This window comes from Hymenobacter sp. BRD128 (assembly GCF_013256625.1).
Classification (GTDB): domain Bacteria; phylum Bacteroidota; class Bacteroidia; order Cytophagales; family Hymenobacteraceae; genus Hymenobacter.
Window position 1 is genome coordinate 4187085 of record NZ_CP053908.1, and the last position, 16832, is coordinate 4203916.

The 16832-nt window shown below is 63.5% G+C and carries 14 protein-coding genes and 1 tRNA gene; 7 read left to right on the plus strand and 8 right to left on the minus strand.

What is annotated here, in order from left to right; translation table 11 throughout:
• The first annotated feature begins 37 nt into the window (after nt 1-37).
• Together GKZ68_RS18570 and GKZ68_RS18575 are read left to right on the plus strand one after the other, a co-directional pair.
• Nucleotides 38-1249, plus strand: coding sequence for a hypothetical protein (locus GKZ68_RS18570; RefSeq protein ID WP_173117423.1), 1212 nt, complete (start codon nt 38-40; stop codon nt 1247-1249).
• Nucleotides 1250-1380: 131 nt separating this feature from the next.
• Nucleotides 1381-2418, plus strand: coding sequence for a YncE family protein (locus tag GKZ68_RS18575; protein ID WP_173117425.1), 1038 nt, complete (start codon nt 1381-1383; stop codon nt 2416-2418).
• A gap of 140 nt (nt 2419-2558) precedes the next feature.
• Here the strand turns inward: GKZ68_RS18575 and GKZ68_RS18580 are convergent.
• Nucleotides 2559-2636 (minus strand) — tRNA-Val (locus GKZ68_RS18580).
• 273 nt (nt 2637-2909) lie between these two features.
• On the opposite strand from GKZ68_RS18580, the gene GKZ68_RS22440 reads away from it, so the two are divergent.
• On the plus strand, nt 2910-3809 hold the full coding sequence (locus tag GKZ68_RS22440) for a TerB family tellurite resistance protein (protein WP_173117427.1): 900 nt from the start codon (nt 2910-2912) through the stop codon (nt 3807-3809).
• Between the two features lie 66 nt (nt 3810-3875).
• Here the strand turns inward: GKZ68_RS22440 and ribD are convergent, their stop codons facing one another.
• Entirely contained in the window at nt 3876-4937 is a 1062-nt protein-coding gene (ribD, locus tag GKZ68_RS18590; protein WP_173117428.1) for a bifunctional diaminohydroxyphosphoribosylaminopyrimidine deaminase/5-amino-6-(5-phosphoribosylamino)uracil reductase RibD, read from the minus strand.
• 89 nt (nt 4938-5026) lie between these two features.
• Between ribD and prmC the strand changes: the two genes are divergently transcribed.
• The 3 genes from prmC (at nt 5027) to GKZ68_RS18605 (ending at nt 8295) form a co-directional block, all read left to right on the plus strand.
• On the plus strand, nt 5027-5902 hold the full coding sequence (gene prmC / locus GKZ68_RS18595) for a peptide chain release factor N(5)-glutamine methyltransferase (RefSeq protein ID WP_173117429.1): 876 nt from the start codon (nt 5027-5029) through the stop codon (nt 5900-5902).
• Nucleotides 5903-5994: 92 nt separating this feature from the next.
• Nucleotides 5995-7092 (plus strand): alkene reductase, encoded by a 1098-nt coding sequence (locus tag GKZ68_RS18600; protein WP_173117430.1) that lies wholly within the window; start codon nt 5995-5997, stop codon nt 7090-7092.
• Nucleotides 7093-7284: 192 nt separating this feature from the next.
• Nucleotides 7285-8295, plus strand: coding sequence for a hypothetical protein (locus GKZ68_RS18605; RefSeq protein WP_173117431.1), 1011 nt, complete (start codon nt 7285-7287; stop codon nt 8293-8295).
• A gap of 83 nt (nt 8296-8378) precedes the next feature.
• On the opposite strand, the gene GKZ68_RS18610 is transcribed toward GKZ68_RS18605, so the two are convergent.
• From GKZ68_RS18610 to GKZ68_RS22445, 3 genes are all read right to left on the minus strand, one after another.
• A complete protein-coding gene (locus GKZ68_RS18610; RefSeq protein WP_173117432.1) occupies nt 8379-10007 on the minus strand; it encodes an OmpP1/FadL family transporter in 1629 nt (542 codons plus the stop codon).
• Nucleotides 10008-10097: 90 nt separating this feature from the next.
• Nucleotides 10098-10622 (minus strand): hypothetical protein, encoded by a 525-nt coding sequence (locus GKZ68_RS18615; RefSeq protein ID WP_173117433.1) that lies wholly within the window; start codon nt 10620-10622, stop codon nt 10098-10100.
• A 59-nt stretch (nt 10623-10681) separates the two neighbouring features.
• Nucleotides 10682-11431, minus strand: coding sequence for a hypothetical protein (locus GKZ68_RS22445; RefSeq protein WP_173117434.1), 750 nt, complete (start codon nt 11429-11431; stop codon nt 10682-10684).
• Between the two features lie 252 nt (nt 11432-11683).
• Here GKZ68_RS22445 and proS point away from each other — a divergent pair, with 252 nt between their 5' ends.
• Complete coding sequence (proS, locus tag GKZ68_RS18625; RefSeq protein ID WP_173117435.1) at nt 11684-13159, plus strand: proline--tRNA ligase; 1476 nt, start codon at nt 11684-11686, stop codon at nt 13157-13159.
• A 77-nt stretch (nt 13160-13236) separates the two neighbouring features.
• Here the strand turns inward: proS and GKZ68_RS18630 are convergent, their stop codons facing one another.
• The 3 genes from GKZ68_RS18630 to GKZ68_RS18640 all read right to left on the minus strand — a co-directional run bounded on the left by GKZ68_RS18630 (nt 13237) and on the right by GKZ68_RS18640 (nt 16572).
• Complete coding sequence (locus GKZ68_RS18630) at nt 13237-14175, minus strand: hypothetical protein (RefSeq protein ID WP_173117437.1); 939 nt, start codon at nt 14173-14175, stop codon at nt 13237-13239.
• A gap of 76 nt (nt 14176-14251) precedes the next feature.
• On the minus strand, nt 14252-15997 hold the full coding sequence (locus GKZ68_RS18635; RefSeq protein ID WP_173117439.1) for a hypothetical protein: 1746 nt from the start codon (nt 15995-15997) through the stop codon (nt 14252-14254).
• Complete coding sequence (locus GKZ68_RS18640) at nt 15994-16572, minus strand: RNA polymerase sigma factor (RefSeq protein WP_173117441.1); 579 nt, start codon at nt 16570-16572, stop codon at nt 15994-15996. The genes GKZ68_RS18635 and GKZ68_RS18640 overlap by 4 nt, the downstream gene beginning before the upstream one ends.
• Nucleotides 16573-16832: the final 260 nt, after the last annotated feature.

Here is a 16832-nt window from a genome sequence, read left to right on the forward strand (position 1 = left end):
CGACCGACCCTTTCCTTTTCTCCTTTTTATTTTTTCCATGAAAACGTTGATTAAGCTGTTAAACAACCGACTAAATGGTCGCTTGGTGCTAGGCATCGCCCTGGGTGCCGTAGCCCTGGCCAGCTGCAAAAAGACCGAGGACGTGACCGTGCAGACCCCGGTTAAAGCGCCTTCTAACCCCATCACGGGTACTACGCTGGCAGGTAGCGTAAAGGGCACGCTGCTCAGCTCGGTGGGCACCTACACCATCAACAGCGACCTGAAAATCGGTCCTAAAGACACGCTTTTCGTGCAGAAAGGCGTGACGGTGAACGTGCCTAACAATTCCACCGTCTACGTTCAGGGCGTCATTGACTTTGAAGGTACCCAAGCCAGCCCCATCACCTTTACCTCACCCAAAAATGCGAACGGCTCGTGGGGTGGGTTTCAGTGCGACAGCGCCCAGGCCGTAACTATCAAGTGGACGCACATCGATTATACCGGAGGGCCGGACGCCACGGGTCGGCCACGCGCTACCCTCGTCATCTCACCTAAGCGCACGCTGGCCAAGCGGGTGCCGGTTATCATCGAAGACAGCTGGTTTAAGGGTGGCCTCGACGATGCCATCTTCCTCTCGGGCATGGCCCAGGTGAGCGTGCAGCGCAATACGATTGAGCACGAGGGCAGCACCGACGGCGAGTCGATTAACATCTACGACGGCGTGACGGGCACCATCGCTTACAACGTGATTTGGGCCGACGCGGGCAGCGGCATCAAAATCGACACCGATGCCAAGCTGCTGACGCCCCAGACCGTGGTGACGGTAAATAACAACACGCTGGTAGCCAACGGCTACCGCCGGGGCTACGCCGAGCCGGGCCGGGGCATTCTGGTGGACCGCTTCGCCGCCGGGCAGTTTTACAACAACTTGCTGGTGAATAACTACTACGGCCTAGATATCAATGCCGCCGCCGACACGAAGAACATCAGCTACGGCAACAATTTCTTTTATACGGCCGTGGACTCGACCCGCAAGTACTTCTACCCGGCCGGTTCCTTCGGCAAGGCGCAGAGCACCGATATTATCTCGACCTCAACCTCGAACAACAACCCGCTGTTTGTCAACCTAGACCCCAGCAATGTGAGCGCGGCCACCGACAACAGCGACTTCCACCTGCAAGCCGGCTCGCCGGCCAAAGGCAAGGGCAACCCCACCTACAACAACGACATCGGCGCCTACACCAGCGATGGCAAGGGTAATATGCACTAATACAATGATTTAAGGTATTTTTTGCTTGAAAAAAGCCCCTGCCCCGGCAGGGGCTTTTTTCGCCACCCTAGCCAGCTTCGCCCCCGGGCTGCCGCCCAGCCCGGCATCCTCTCTTCCTTACTACTGTCTTTATGAAAAATTTACTATTTGTGGTGCCGCTGGCTCTCGGGCTAAGCGGCGGGACCCAGGCCCAGACGGCCCCCGCGGCTAAGCTGCCCTACCACCTGCTGCACACCATTGCGGTGGGCGGGGAGGGCGGCTGGGACTACCTCACCGTGGACCCGGCCGGCGAGCGCCTCTACCTCTCGCACGGCACGCAGGTCGAGGTAGTAGACTTGAAAACCCGTAAGGTTATCGGCACCATCCCCAATACGCCCGGCGTACACGGCATCGACGTGGTGCCCGGCGCCAACCGGGGCTACATCACCTGCGGGCGCAACAACACCTGCGTGATGTTTGACCTGAAGACGCTCAAAGCCATCGGCGCGCCCATCCCCACCGGCCCCAAGCCCGACGCGCTGCTCTACGATGCCTTTTCCAACCGCGTGTTTCTCTTCAGCAATGACGGGGGCAAGAGCACGGTGCTCAACGCCACCACCGGCGCGGTGGAGGGCACGGCCGAGCTGGGCGGCGATATCGAAGCCCCGGCCACCGATGGCAAAGGGCACCTGTTTGCCAATGTGGAGGACAAGAGCGAGGTGATTGAATTTGATGCCAAAACGCTGGCCGTGCACCTGCGCCACAAGCTGGCCCCCGGCGAGGCGCCCACGGGCCTGGGTTACGACCCCCAGCACAACCGCCTCTTCAGCGCCTGCCACAACGAGAAGCTGGTCGTGACCGACAGCAAGACGGGCCAGCAAATCGCCGTGCTGCCCATCGGGGCCGGCGTGGACGGGGCCGTATTCGACCCCTCGACCCAGAACATCGTGACCTCCAACGGCTCGGGCACGTTCACCGTCATCCACCAGGACTCGCCCACCAACTACACGGTGGTAGCCAACGTGCCCACGGCTAAAGGGGCCAAAACCATCGCCCTTAACCCCAAGAGCCACCACCTCTTCACCTGCACCGCCGACTACGGCCCCACGCCGGCCGCCACTGCCGAAAACCCGCGCCCGCGCCCCAGCATCGTGCCCGGTACCTTTCGCGTGCTCGAGTTTGGGCAGTAGTTTCTACTCACCTGCCCGGCGAGTCCCTAGTGTATCGCACTGGGGACTTGTTGCTGTTGGGAGCAGGAAATCCTTCGTATTTCAGATGCCCAAAAAGCAAAACAGCCACTCAGTATTGCTACTAAGTGGCTGTTTCTCAATGGTGGGAGATACTGGGTTCGAACCAGTGACCCTCTGCTTGTAAGGCAGATGCTCTGAACCAGCTGAGCTAATCTCCCTTGTCCCATAGTGGCGTTGGGGCCGTTTGGGAGTACAAAGATGGGAGGCTTTTTTGGATTGACCAAACCAGGCGCTAAAAAAAGTAGGGTGGGCAGCGAGCGATGGGAGGTAAAAATTTAGCAATCAGGCATAAAAAAATGAAAAAAATGCCCGCTAGGGTCGGTGGTTGCCTGCCAACGGCAACGCCGCTGTCGCATTGCCGTTAGCAGGGCCGGGCCTGGTGAATTAGCGGCCTGGTCTTTTCCCTTTTTTCCACCTTATTCTTTTCTTTCATGGAAACGCAGCTGCTTCAAAACTATTCGGAGCCCGAAAAAACCGCTTACCTGAGTGCTATTGCGGCTCTGGCTACGGCCGACCGCCAGGCCACGGCCCCCGAGGCCGAGTTTTTGCAGCGCCTGGCGCAGCAGGCTGGCCTTTCGCAGGATGCCACCCGCCAGGTACTAACCGCCGCCGATAGTGCCGATAACCACACGGTGCAGCAGAGCCTCGACCAGCTCAAGAACAGCGACCTACGCTACTCGCTCGTGACCGACCTCATCAGCATGGCCCGCGCCGATGGCACGTATTCGCCCGGCGAAGAAGAGATGGTGGGCAAAATGGCCGCCTACCTCGGCATCAACCCCGAGCAAAAACAGACGCTCGAAAACGTGGTGGATCAGGCCGCTAGCGTGCCCCACGACCCACAAGACCCTAATAAACAAGGCTTTCTGAATAGCATTGGCGACAAGCTCAGCAATGTGGGCATTCCCAAGGGTGCGCTGATGGCAGGCCTGCTGGGCGTGGTAGCCCCGATGGTGATTTCGCGGGTGATGGGCGGCGGTAGCGGCAACACCGGCGGCCAGGCACAAAGCCCCAGCGGCTCGATGGGTGGCCTGCTGAGCGGCGCGATGGGCACGCTGGGCGGGCAAGGCTCGCTGGGCGGGCTGCTCGGGGGCCTGCTCGGGGGCGGCCTGCTGAGTGGGGTGCTGGGCGGCGGTGGCAGCCAGCAGCAGAGCGTGGATACCAGCCAGTATCCGCAGCAGGGCTCGATGGGCGGCGGCGGCCTCGGCTCCATTATGTCGGTGCTGGGTGGCCTGGGTGGCCGACCCAACTCGCAGCCCGCCAGCGCGGGCGGCGGCGGCCTTTTGGGCAGCGGCATGGGCAGCCTGCTCGGCGGCCTCTTTGGCCGCTAGGCCTACGCTAGCTTCGGTCTGATAAAAAAGGGCTCCGGATATCCTCCGGAGCCCTTTTTGTATGGATTACTGATTGCGGTAAATAAACAAGTCGTCGGGGCCGGCTTTCTCATGGCTTTGCCAGCCGCGCAGGCCTAGCCGGGGGGCGGCCACGCCACGCTCGAGCCGCTTGGTACTGCGGAAGACCCGAATTTCGTCCCACACATTGCTGTTGATGAGCGCGTTGAGCACAGTGGGGCCGCCTTCTACCAGCACCGACTGCACGTGGCGGGCGTGCAGGTCGGCCAGCACGGCGGGCAGCAGGTCGGGCGAGGGCGGCGCGCCGGCCGGGGCAAAGGGCAGCGTCACGTAGTCGAGGTTGGGGCGGCTGGCCCGCTCGCGGTGGGTATAGATGATGGTGGGCTGCGAGCCGTCGAGCACGTGGTGGCTAGGAGGCAGGGCCAGGTTTTTGTCGATAACGAGGCGGATGGGCTGGGGGCCGGGCCACTCGCGGGCGCTCAGGCGGGGGTTGTCGTGCAGGGCCGTGCGCGTGCCCACCAGGATGGCCGCCTCATCGGTACGCCACTGATGAGTAAGGAGTTGGGCCTGCGGACCGCTTATCTGCACCTGCTGAAAGTGCGGCCCGGCCAGGAAGCCATCGGCCGACTCGGCCCACTTCAGCACCAGGTAAGGCCGCTGCTTTTCCTGAAACGTGAAGAAGCGCCGGTTGAGCCAGCGGCCGTCCTCGGCCAGCAGCCCGGTGCTAACCTTTATGCCGGCGGCGCGCAGCCGGGCTAGCCCCTGGCCGCCCACCAGCGGGTTGGGGTCGTCGTTGCATACTATCACTTCGGGCACGCCTTTGGCGATGAGCAGGTCGGCGCAGGGCGGCGTTTTGCCGTGGTGGGCGCAGGGCTCCAGGGTCACAAACACGCGGCTCTGGCGCAGTAATTCCTGGTCGGCCACGCTGGCCAGGGCATTTACTTCGGCGTGGGGGCCGCCGTACTGCTGGTGGTAGCCTTCGCCGAGAATATCGCCCGCCGGACCTACGACCACGCAGCCCACCAGGGGGTTGGGGCGGGTGCGGCCCCGGCCCAGCATGGCCAGGTCGAGGGCGCGGCGCATAAAAAACGAGTCGTCGAGCAAGGACATAGGGAAAGCAGCGCGGGTTGGGTGCGTAAAGCTATTCGCCAGGGAGGATTCTGCCTAGGCCGCGCCGGACCCGCCATCTTTGTGCCCGCATGACTATCCAGCAACTCACCGCTAGCCTCGCCACCGCGCTGCAAGCTCTTTACCCTGCCCCCGAGGCCCAGGCCGTGGCCGCGCTGGTGGCCGAGCACCTGCTGGGTGTATCGCCCTTGCAGCGGCGCATGCAGGCTGCCGCGCCGGTGCCCGCCGCCGTGCTGGCCCAGGTGCCCGCCCTGCAAGCGCGCCTGCTGGCCCACGAGCCGGTGCAGTATGTGCTGGGCACGGCCCACTTCGCCGGCCTGGAGCTGGAAGTGACGCCCGCCACGCTCATTCCGCGCCCCGAAACCGAGGAGCTGGTGCAGCTGGTGGCCCGTGCCCACGCCGGCCGGCCGGGCCTGCGCCTGCTCGACGTGGGCACCGGCAGCGGCTGCCTGGCCATCGCGCTGGCCCGCGAGCTACCCGGCAGCCAGGTGCTGGCCGTCGATATTTCGGCCGGGGCGCTGGCCGTGGCCCGGCGCAACGCGGCCCGCTACGCGCCATCGGTGCGGTTCGAGCAGGTCGATATGCTGCGGGCGCTGCCGGCCGGAGTGGCGCCGGCTAGCCTCGACATTGTAGTGAGCAACCCGCCCTACGTGCGCGAAAGCGAGCGCCCGCTGATGCGCGCCAACGTGCTGGCCTGGGAGCCCGCTACCGCGCTCTTTGTGCCCGACGATGACCCGCTGCTCTTCTACCGGCGGCTGGCCGGGGTGGGGCAGGTGCTGCTGCGGCCGGGCGGCAGTATCTGGTTGGAAATCAACGAGGCGCTGGGAGCCGAAACGGCCGCTTTGTTCGCTGAAGCCGCGTGGGAGCAGGTGGCCGTGCTAGCCGATTTCCTGGGGCGCCCGCGCTTTGTGCGGGCCGTGCGCCGCGCCGAGTTGTCGAAGAAATAATGTAGCAACATCAAACAAAAGCGAGGGCCGGGAGCTTATCAAGCGCTTTCCAGCGGGAAGGCGCTCTTTCTCCACAATTTCTGACCTGACTCATGGCCGAGCAACCGCTCCTGACCCCTTACCACAGCGACAAGCTGACTTTGAAAAACCGCGTCGTGATGGCCCCCATGACGCGCAGCCGCGCCGACAATCACGGCCACGTGCCCAACGACCTGATGGTCGAGTACTACACCCAGCGCGCCACGGCGGGCCTCATCATCACGGAAGGCACCTACGTGAGCCGCGAGGCGGTGGGCTACATCAACGTGCCCGGCATCTACACGCCCGAGCAGGTGGCGGGCTGGCAAAAAGTGACCGGCGCGGTGCACGCGCACGAAGGCAAAATCTTCGTGCAGCTCTGGCACGTGGGGCGCATGTCGCACCCCGATTTGCTCGATGGCCAGCTGCCGCTTTCGGCCTCGGCCCTGAACCCGCACAGCCAGGTGTACACGCCCACCGGCTTTAAGGAAACGGTAGCACCCGCCGAAATGACGGTGGCTCAAATCAAGAAAACAGTGGCTGACTTCGTGCAGGGCGCCAAAAATGCGCTTGAAGCCGGCTTCGACGGCATGGAAATTCACTCGTCAAACGGCTACCTGTTTCACCAGTTTTTCAACGGCACCAGCAACCACCGCACCGACGAATACGGCGGCTCCATCGAGAACCGCGCCCGGCTTTTCTTTGAAGTGCTCGATGGCATCAAGGCGGCCGGCGTAGACCTGGGTAAGGTGGGCGCCCGCCTCAACCCCTCGCTCGACGGCCTGTTTGGCATGACGCTCGACGCCGAAACTATTCCCACGTTCGACTACATCATCAAGCGCCTCAATGACTATGGGCTAGCCTACCTGCACCTGTCGGAGCCGTTTACCGACGTGAGCAAGAACGAGTTTGCCGAGCCGCACATTGCCAAGCGCTACCGCCCGCTCTACAAGGGCACGCTCATCATCAACGGCGGCTTTGACCAGGATAAGGGCAACAAGGTGCTGGCCGACGGCGACGCCGACCTCGTGGCCTACGGCACGCACTACATCGCCAACCCCGACCTGGTGGCGCGCTTTGCCCAGCACGTGCCCCTGGCAAAGGGTGATAAGGATACGTTTTACACGCCCGGCCCCAAGGGCTACACCGATTACCCGATGGCTACTAAGTAGGTAGATAAGTATTTAGAGGATAATAATTTAGCGCGCTTGTGGCTTCGGCTGCGGGCGCGCTTTTTGGTGCTGAAAAAGCGGCCGGCCGCAAATCCAACCCGGCACGGAATAACTACGGGCTGCCGGGCGTTAGGCAGTGTGGGCGGGCGCGCCTGCCGACCTTTGCCAAACTTTCCTTTTTATTACCAGCGTATGCGTTTTTTGCTTGGGGTGCTGAGTGTGGGTTTGCTAGCCGGCTGCGGGGCCAAAACCAACGGTCCGCTGGCGCTCTATTTCGTAGGCTCGTCGCGCTTCACTACCGGCAACAAAACCGGCCTGGGCCCCGCCGATACCCTAGCCACCAACCTCTACGCCATCACTGACACCACGACCGACAAGACCAACCACCTCACGCACTTCACGGCCACGGTGCGCTACACGCCGCAGCGGGCACCGTTTGCTTATCCCACGCCCATCACCTCGTTTATCAACAACGTGCCCGCCGATTCGCTGGTGACGTTTATGGATTCGACGCTCACGCGGGGCGATTTTTTGTACACGCCGGTGTTTGGGGTGCGCACCACGGCGGGCACCGAGCGCTGGACGTTTACGGTTCAGGATAAAGTGAATGGCTCTTCGGCGCGCTCGTTTGTGCTGGCCATGCGCCGGGCCGACTCGCTGGTGGTGTTTCACGACTACACCCTCAAGCTGCGGGTGCCGGCTACCGGCGTGGCCGCCCGGCGCTTTCTCGACCTCAAGTCGGGGCTAGCCCTGCCGGCCTACTCGGTGCTGGGCAACACGGTGGTCAACAAGAAAAGTATTGGCCCGGCCAGCGATGCCCAGGCCTTGCAGCAGCTCACCGACGTACTCATTCTGCCCGATGGCCTGCGCCTGGTGTCGCCCGACTCGGCCAGCCAGCACACGCCGCTCGACCCTATCCGCTGGCCCGTCGCCAACCGCCGCAGCACGCGCTTTCGGCTCACCACCTTTTCGGCCACCGACTTTACCAGCGCGCAGGATGTCATGACCATCCAAAATCAGTTTACGGGCACCGGCCGCGCCTACCTGCCCGCACTGGCGGTCAACCAGGTCTACGCGTTTCGGGCCTTCAGGCCCACCAGCAACACGCCCGTGTATGGGCTGATGCTGGTGCGCAGCGTGCCCAACGGCACCAGCGCCGTAGGCTTGCAGCTGGAAGTGCGGCTAGCCAAGCAGCTGCGCTAATTAGCACTTTCCTAGATAGCAAAAGGCCTCTCCATACGCATGGAGAGGCCTTTTTTAGGATAAAGCGGCTGACTAAGCCAGTGCTAGAACAGCAGGCCGCCGGTGAGGCTAGCCGTGAAGCGGTTGTTGGTCTGGGTGACTGTGGGCGGCGCCACGTAGGCCAGCGAATAGGGCTGGTACTGGTCTTTGCCGGTGAGGTAGAAGCCGGCCACATCCACGAAGAAGCTCTTGGTGCGCACGCCCGCGCCCACCGAGAAATAGCTCTGGCTGCGATTGATGGGGTTGTTGACGTAGGGCGAGGCGTAGTAGGCATAGCCGGCGCGCAGGCGGAAGATGTCGAGGCGGGCCTCGGCGCCCACCCGAAAGTTCACCACGCTGCGGTAGTTGCTGGCAATGTTGGCGTTGCCATCGTTCAGGCCCTGGTCGCTGCTGCCGTCGGTGGTGTTAAACTTGGCCTGCGAGTAGCCCACGTACTCGATATCGCCGGTGAGGAAGCCGGCCTTGCCCAGCAGCACCGTGGCGCCGCCATTGGCCCGGAAGGGCGTGGTGATGCTGTAGTCAAACGTGCCCGGCGCGGTAGTGAGCGAGGGGGTGGTGCCGGTGGTGGCGTACTTGGTATTGGCCGTGAGGCTGGTGCTGTATTCTTCAGTCAGGCGGATGTAAGTGGGCGTCTGAATCGAAGCGCCGAGGCGCAGGGCATCGGCGGCCCGCACAATGAAGCCTAGCCGGGCATTGATACCGGTACCGGTAGTCTTGAGGTAGTCGGTCGATACAAAGTCCTGGTCGCCGCCCGAGCTCTCGCTAAACGTGCTGTTGCGCGTGCGATTCAGCGACACGATGCCCACGCCCCCGCCGATGTAGAGCCGGTCGCGGTAGTTGGCACCGTAGCCCAGGTCAAACTGCGAGAGCGAGCCCGTAGTCTGGATGGTTTCGGTTTGGGTGATGGGACCTTTGCGGGCGGCACGCAGGGCCGGGGAAGTGGTGGCATAACCCGGATTGCTAGGGTCAATGGGAGCTGGCGTAGCTGCCCGGAAAACTCCGCTGCCAGGTTTGGGGAATTCCACTTGGTCTACAAGTCCAGCGCCGAAGGCTAGCCCATCGATGTTGGTGTACGTTTTGGTATTGTACTGATTATAAATATCAGTAAGGTTGTTTTGATAGGCGGCGCTGGTGTAGTCGCCATTATTGTACGGCTCGCGCAGGCGCTGAAAAAACGAGTGATTGTCGTCGGTCGTGTTCTGGTAGCGCAGGCCCTGGTTGAAATCGGCCAGGCGGGTAAAGCCCAGGGCAAAGGCCCCGCCGCGCCAGTCGCTGGTGTTGTCGTTGTCGGGCCGGCGATTGGCAAACACCACGCCCGCGCTGGCAATGTGAAAGCTGTTGGCCGTTTGCGCGATGGTCGGAAAGCTGCTGCCCACGGCCGCCGCGTTGGCGGCCTGCGTGGCATTGGTGGTGCCAAAACCCACGCCCGGCGTCAGGCTCACCTCCGACTTGGTGAAGAAACCCAGGCCGGCGGGGTTGCTGGTCAGGTTGCTAAAATCGGCGCCCAGCGACACGTTAGCGCCCGCCAGCCCCTGGGTGCGCGCCGTACCGGCCGGGTTTTGGCGCATGTAAAGCAGGGCATCGTTGGCGTAGCCACCCTGTGCGTGCGCCGCCTGGCTGAAGGTCAAAAAACCGCCTAGCATAGTAGCCAGGCCCATAAATGCGTGCTTCATAAGAAAAAAGTAGGGGCAAAAAAGAGCCGGCCAGGAGGACCGGCTCGAGTAAAATCAAGCAGTAAAGCAACGCAGGCGAGGCAGCTTGGCCTAGCGGCGGCCCCGGCCGCCGCCCCCGCCGCCCCCTCCACCGAAGCTACCGCCGCCCCCGCCACCAACGCTACCCCCGCCAAACGAGCGGCTGGGCTGGCTGTAGGCCGGCTGGCTATACGAGGGTTGGCTATAGGTGCGTTGCGGCTGGCTATAGCTACGCTGCTGCAATTGGCCATTGTTGTAGGCCGGCTGGCTGTAGCTACGCTGGCGACTTTCGGGGTTGACCGGCTGGCCGGCGGTAGTAGTGTTGCCGGTGCTGCCATTGCCAAAAAAGCCGCTGAAGAACCCGCGCCGACCAGCGGCCGGCGTAGTCTGCGGAGCCACGTTGCCGGTCGAACTCGAAGGGTTGGAATACGTCGGCTGGCCTGTGGCTTCGCCGAAGCTGACGGCCCGGCCGCCCCGGCCCATAGGAGCCGAGGTGGTTGGAGCGCCGGCCGCATTGCCGGGCAGGGCCACGGCATTGCCGGTATAAGAGCCGCGGCTGTTGCCACCCGCGTTCACGGCGTTCGGGCTGGCGTTCATCACGGCCCCGCCCCGGTTAGTGCGCGAGCCGTAAAGCACTGCGCCCGCGCCCGGCGTGCTTACCCTGGCGCCCCGCGTGTAGATAACCGGGCTGGCATAGCCAGCATCGTACCCATAGCCTCGGCCGTAGAACGACGAGTAGCCGTAGGGGTAGCCATAGCCAAAGGGCGAATAACCGTAGCCATACGGATAGCCAAAGCCCCGAAGCCGTAGCCAAAGCCAATGCTCAGGCCCGAGCCATAGCCGTAGCCGAAAGGCGAGAAGAAGGGGTCATAGAAACCACCGTAGGGGTAGCCGTAGCCGAAGGGCGAGCCATACCCATAGGCAAACGGCGAGTAGCCGTAGCTCAGGGCTAGCCCCGCGCCGTAGCCAAAGGGCGAGCCGTAGAACGAAGGCGACACCGACCAGCCCGGCGAGTAGTTATAAGCGCTGACGCCCGGCCCGGTGTAGGGCTGGCCGAAGCCGCTGGGGTTAGGATTGTACGTGCTCAGCCCGTTGTTGTAGCTGTTGCTGTAATAATCGGTGCCGGTGGCATAAGTGCCCTGCGTAGTGCCGCCCTGGTAGTCGGGGTTGGCATCTTCGGTAGTAGCCGCCGTGGCCGCGGGCACCGTGTCATCAAGGGCACGGGCCGGAATGGTACCCGAGCTGCCGTAGGCCGCCGCGCGCGGCACCGTAGTGGTGGTGTGGTCGCTGGAGGAATAATACACGCCGTCGTTCTCCGTGGAGTTCGTCAGCGCTCCGGTGGTGGCGCACCCGCCCAAAGCGAGCAGCGCCAACGCTGGCAAAGTAGCGGTGAGCAGGTTTTTCATGATTGAAAAAATGAGAAATCAGCGGGGGCTGAGTGGGATAGTAAAATAAATGCGTGGCGAATGGAGGCTAGGTGAAGTCCAGGCCCCGTGGCCCGGCCCAAAAAGAACCGCTCAACTTTAAACAGCCTGCCGCGGGCGCGCGCACTACTATAACGTAATTTCGCCCCGAAACGGTGCCTTTATACGAAAGATACTGACACAAAACTCATACCACAGTTGGCTAGCCCGACTAGCTGGTCTTTAGATGCGATTATGAGCAAAAAGTTGCCTACCCGCCAGGAAGATTATTCGGCCTGGTACAACGAGCTGGTGAAGCGCGCCGGCCTCGCCGAAAACTCGGCCGTGCGCGGCTGCATGGTCATTAAGCCCTATGGCTACGCCATTTGGGAGAAGATGCAGCGCCAGCTCGACGACATGTTTAAGCGCACCGGGCACGAGAATGCCTACTTCCCGCTGTTCGTGCCCAAGAGCCTGTTTGAGGCCGAAGAAAAGAATGCCGAAGGCTTCGCCAAGGAGTGCGCCGTGGTGACCCACTACCGCCTCCAGACCGACCCCGACCGGCCCGGCAAGCTGCGCGTGGACCCCAACGCCAAGCTGGAGGAAGAGCTGATTGTGCGCCCCACCTCGGAGGCCATTATCTGGAGCACCTACAAAAACTGGATTCAGAGCTACCGCGACCTGCCGCTGCTCATCAACCAGTGGGCCAATGTGGTGCGCTGGGAAATGCGCACGCGCCTCTTCCTGCGCACGGCCGAGTTTTTGTGGCAGGAGGGGCACACCGCCCACGCCACCGCCACCGAGGCCGTGGCCGAAACCCGCCAGATGCTCGACGTGTACGCCGAGTTTGCCGAAGAGCACATTGCCCTGCCGGTGGTGAAGGGCGTGAAGACCCCCAACGAGCGCTTTGCCGGCGCCGAAGATACCTATTGCATCGAGGCGCTGATGCAGGATGGCAAGGCGCTGCAGGCCGGCACCAGCCACTTCCTGGGGCAGAATTTTGCCAAGGCGTTTGATGTGCAGTTCCAGACCAAGGAAGGGGGCCTGGAGCACGTATGGGGCACGAGCTGGGGCGTGAGCACCCGCCTGATGGGCGCGCTCATCATGGCTCACTCCGACGACGAGGGCCTGGTGCTGCCGCCCAAGCTGGCGCCGATTCAGGTGGTCATCATTCCGATTTACAAGACCGGCGAGCTCGACGCGCTGCTTGAGCGCATCCGGCCCATTCAGCAAGGGCTAGCCCAGCGCGGCATCTCGGTGAAGGTGGACGCCCGCGATACCGAGCGCCCGGGTTTCAAGTTTGCCGAGTGGGAGATGAAGGGTGTGCCCGTGCGCCTGGCCATCGGCGCCCGCGACCTCGACGCCGGCACTGTGGAGGCGGCCCGCCGCGACACCAAGCAGAAGCTGCAACTGCCCCTAGCCGACGTGGTAGACAGCGTAGATAAGCTGCTGAACGACATCCAGCGCAGTATCTATAACAAGGCCAAGAACTACCGCGACGCCCACACCACCCGCGTCGACACCTACGACGAGTTTAAGGCCGTGCTTGATGGCAAAGGGGGCTTCGTGGTGACCCACTACGATGGCACCTCCGAAACCGAGGAGCTCATCAAGGAGCAAACCAAAGCCACCGTGCGCTGCCTGCCCCTAGCTGAGCCCGACGAGGACGGCGTGTGCATCGTGACCGGCCGGCCTAGCCAGCGCCGGGCGTGGTTTGCTAGGGCCTATTAGCCCGCTAGCCCTGCCAACGAACAAGGCCCCTGTGATGTCACAGGGGCCTTGTTCGTTTATGTCAGTAAATTGAAAACCTAGAGCTGCCGAATGAGCCGTACGGCCTCGGCCTCGCTAACGGGGCTAACGACTGGGCTGATAACCAGGCCACTGGTGATGGTGATGCGTTGCGTGCCGTAGTAGAGTTGGCCATTAACTGACTGCAAAACAACGGCTACCATGTCGGCACCGGCCGGTATGTTGCGGAGCCAGTCGGTACCCGCTGTGGTACTGGGCCACAACTTCACTAGGCCATTGTAGCCCACGGGGCGCAGGTACACCCGGGTTGCGCCAGCGGCCGTAGCGGTAGTTTTTATAGTCACCTGCACCACACCCGCCGTGTAGTAGGCGTGCCAAAACTGGTCGAGGTTCCACCAGCCAATAGAGTCGAGGGGCAACGAGGCCCGGTATAAGCCGGGCACCTGCTGCACCCGCTGCGTACTAGCCAGCTGCCAGCCCGCGCTGTCGCTGGCCATCACGGCGGCGGGCTGCTGCCACACATATTGGCGGGTAGTATCCTGGGCCGTTGGCACCGGCGACTGTATCGCCACCGTTTGGCTAGGGGCCAGGCGCAGGCGGGTAGTGTTCTGCCAGACCTGAATATTAAACTCGCCGCCCGATACTAGCATATCGCCCCGGCGCACTATATTGGTGGGCACGTTGGCTAGCACCATATCGGGCACGGTATAAATTTCGCGGATGCGCACCTGGGCCGTGCCCGTGGCCACAGCGCCGCTGGGCAGCAGCAGGCCATTGGCCGGAAACGTAAGGGCCGCACCCCCGGCGGTGGTAATGGTTTGGCTAGTGCCCAGTGCGAGGGTAAATGTCTGGGCCGGCACGCTAGTGCGCCGCGAAAAATCGGCAAGTGGCAGCGTGGTTGGCGTGGTGGTGGGAGCGCATTCCACAAGGTCATCCTTGCGGCAGCCGGCAAGGGCTAACAGCCCGGCCGCGCCGAGCAAAAGCAGGTAGCGAGTCATAAGTCAAGAAGAAAAATCGGTGAGAAATAGTGGGTTATTGCGCAGGTAGAAGCTGCCGGCCGGCCAGCTTTGAACCCTAGCGGATATCCCAGGAAAAGCCCGTATATAGGCCCAGGCTAAAAGGTTGGCGCGGCGAAAAGCCCGCCTTGTTGGGCTTCACAAAAGGCGTGAGCACATAGCGCGCGGTGGGCTGCACCAGCCATTGCCAGCGCGAGTCTGCGCCCCCAATGCGGTAGCGTAGGTCGAGCCCCAGGCTCAGGGCCAGGGTCTTAGCCGAGTAAAGGCTGTCGGTGGCAGTGGCCGTGTAGGCCTGCTGCTGGCAGTGGCAGTCGCTGCCCTCGGTGCTGCGGCCGCCGCGGTACCAGCCTACTTCGGCCCCTAGCAGCAGGGCCTTGGCCAGGCGGCCGCGCGGCGCGCTCAGCGCGTAGCTCAGCTGCATGGGCAGCGTCAGCAGCCGGTAGGTATCGCGCAGCCTAATGCGGGTAGTGCGCCCCGAGTCCACTTGCTGCAAGGCCAGGCGCGTGGCGTATTCTTGGTAGCCTAGGCCCACGGCCAGCGCCCAGCGGCCCGACAGCACCCGGCGCACCTGCACCTGCGCCCCCAGGCCCACGGCGGGCCGCTCGAGGTGCGCAAAATCGGGGCGGGTGCCCAACCCCGGCGGCAGGGCCCCAATGGTGCGGTAGCTAAGCGTAGGGCCGGCCGTGGCCAGCAGCGCCCAGCGCCGCCCAGGCCGCGCCAGGGGGCTCGAATCGGGCAAGGCGGTCAGGCTGGCCGGTAGGTTAGCTGCGGTTAGTGGAGCCAGGCTAGCCCGGCGCAGGGCCTGGCTGGCGTAGGCTTGGGAAGTAGTAGCAGCAAGCGTAGCGAGCTGCCCGGTGCGCCGCGGGGCCGGGCGGGGCGCGTCGCTGCCTGCCAAGAGCGGCTCGGCAGACTGGGCAGCTTCGGAAATAATAAGCGGTCTTTGTTGCCGCGGGCGGTGCCGCGTAGCGCGGGCCAGCTGGTGGCGGCGGGCCTGGGTTCGGATGTTAGTTGGGGCAGAGGCTGTCCTCGTGAGCGGGGTAATCAGGCCACCCGCAGCTTTTTCCCCATTCGTTTCGAAAGCCGAGCGGCGAATGACCTCTGCTAGCCCTGCCGTTGTGCTACGCCGCCGCTGGCCGCCGCTCGCGGAGGCCGCCAACCGCCGCGCCGCCCGGCGGTTTACGTTGGAAACGCTAGCTGCTAGTGCAGCTGCGGAATCACTGGGTAGTAAGTGCTTGTATAAGCCAAGCCTGATACCTCTCGGCCGCGTAGCCTGTGCCGAGTGGGGCGAGGCATTCACCGTGGCCGCGTCCGCCCGCGGGGCAGCGGTAGTAGCAGTCGGCAAGCCGGCTGGCGCTGGCAGCTCGCTGGCCGTTGGCAGCTGGGTAAGCGCTGGCGCGGCGCGGCTGGCTAGGGTAGAACGAGTAACTGCTGCAACTGATTGCTTGGAAGCTGAGCCATTCGGGGTAGGTATTATCTTTTCGCCAGCCACCCTAGTTGCATAGGCCGGCCGGGCTGGGGCCGCCACTGGTTGATGCGCTGAGTGGGCCGCAATTTTATCCGCGCGGCCACCCGGCCGGTTGAGCAAGTAGCCAGTCAACGCCAGCACGAATAGGAGCAAAGCCAGCGCGGGCAGCAGGCGGCGGGGCCGACGCCACCACGGCCGCACCGATGCTGGCAGGCGCTGCTGGATGCCGGCCCACGCTCCCGGTGGCGGCGGCGCGCCGTAGTCACCCAGGCGCTCCCGCAGGGCAGCCAGCAGCGGGTCGCGGGTATCGTCAGTGGGCAATTTAGCCGGTTCATTCATGATTGACAAAGCTTGGGTTTGGCTAGGCCCAGGCGCTGGGCCAATAGCTGGCGGGCGCGGGCCAGCTGCGATTTGCTGGTGCCTTCGGCAATGCCTAGCAGCTGCGCGATTTCGGGGTGCGAGTAGCCTTCGATGGCGTAGAGGTTGAGCACGACGCGGTAGCCGGGCGGCAGGGCCGCCAGGTGCAGCAGCAGGTCGGCGGCGGCCAGCTCGTCGAGCGCCGAGGGCTCGGGACTAGGCAAGTCGGGAGCTACAGCATCGAGGTCGCTAGGGCCATAGCCGCCGGGGTGGCGCAGGCGGTGCTGCTCCAGCGCGTGCAGCGACGTGCGCACCGCCACGCGCCGCGCCCAGGCCTCGAAGGGCCCCTCGGCCCGGTACTGGTCGAGGCGGGTAAAGAGCTTTACAAACGTGTTTTGCAGCGCGTCTTCGGCCTCGGCCCGGCTAGGGCAGTAGCGCAGGCACACGCCCATGAGCTGGTGCGAAAGCAGCTGGTAGAGCTGAAACTGCGCCGCCTCCTCGCCCCGGCGGCACGCCGCCAGCAAAGCCCCGGAAACAGCAGAAACAGGAGTAGCCATACGCAAGCTGCACGAGCGCCGGGAATCGGTTTCCGGCAGTTAGGGGCTTGACCGGTAAGCCAGGCTAACCGTTGCGTAAGCTCCCAAAAAAACTGCCTACTTCGAACAAGCAGGCAGTCTTAGTTCCAAAGTAAGGGCTAGCTAAAGTGGTTGCGGCCTTGGCCTAGGGGCGCGGGTAGCCACGCTTGGCCTGCGCCCTGTCGTCGGGGAGCCCGCCCGATGCGGAAACGTAGGGACACGTTGCTACCCGCGCATACACT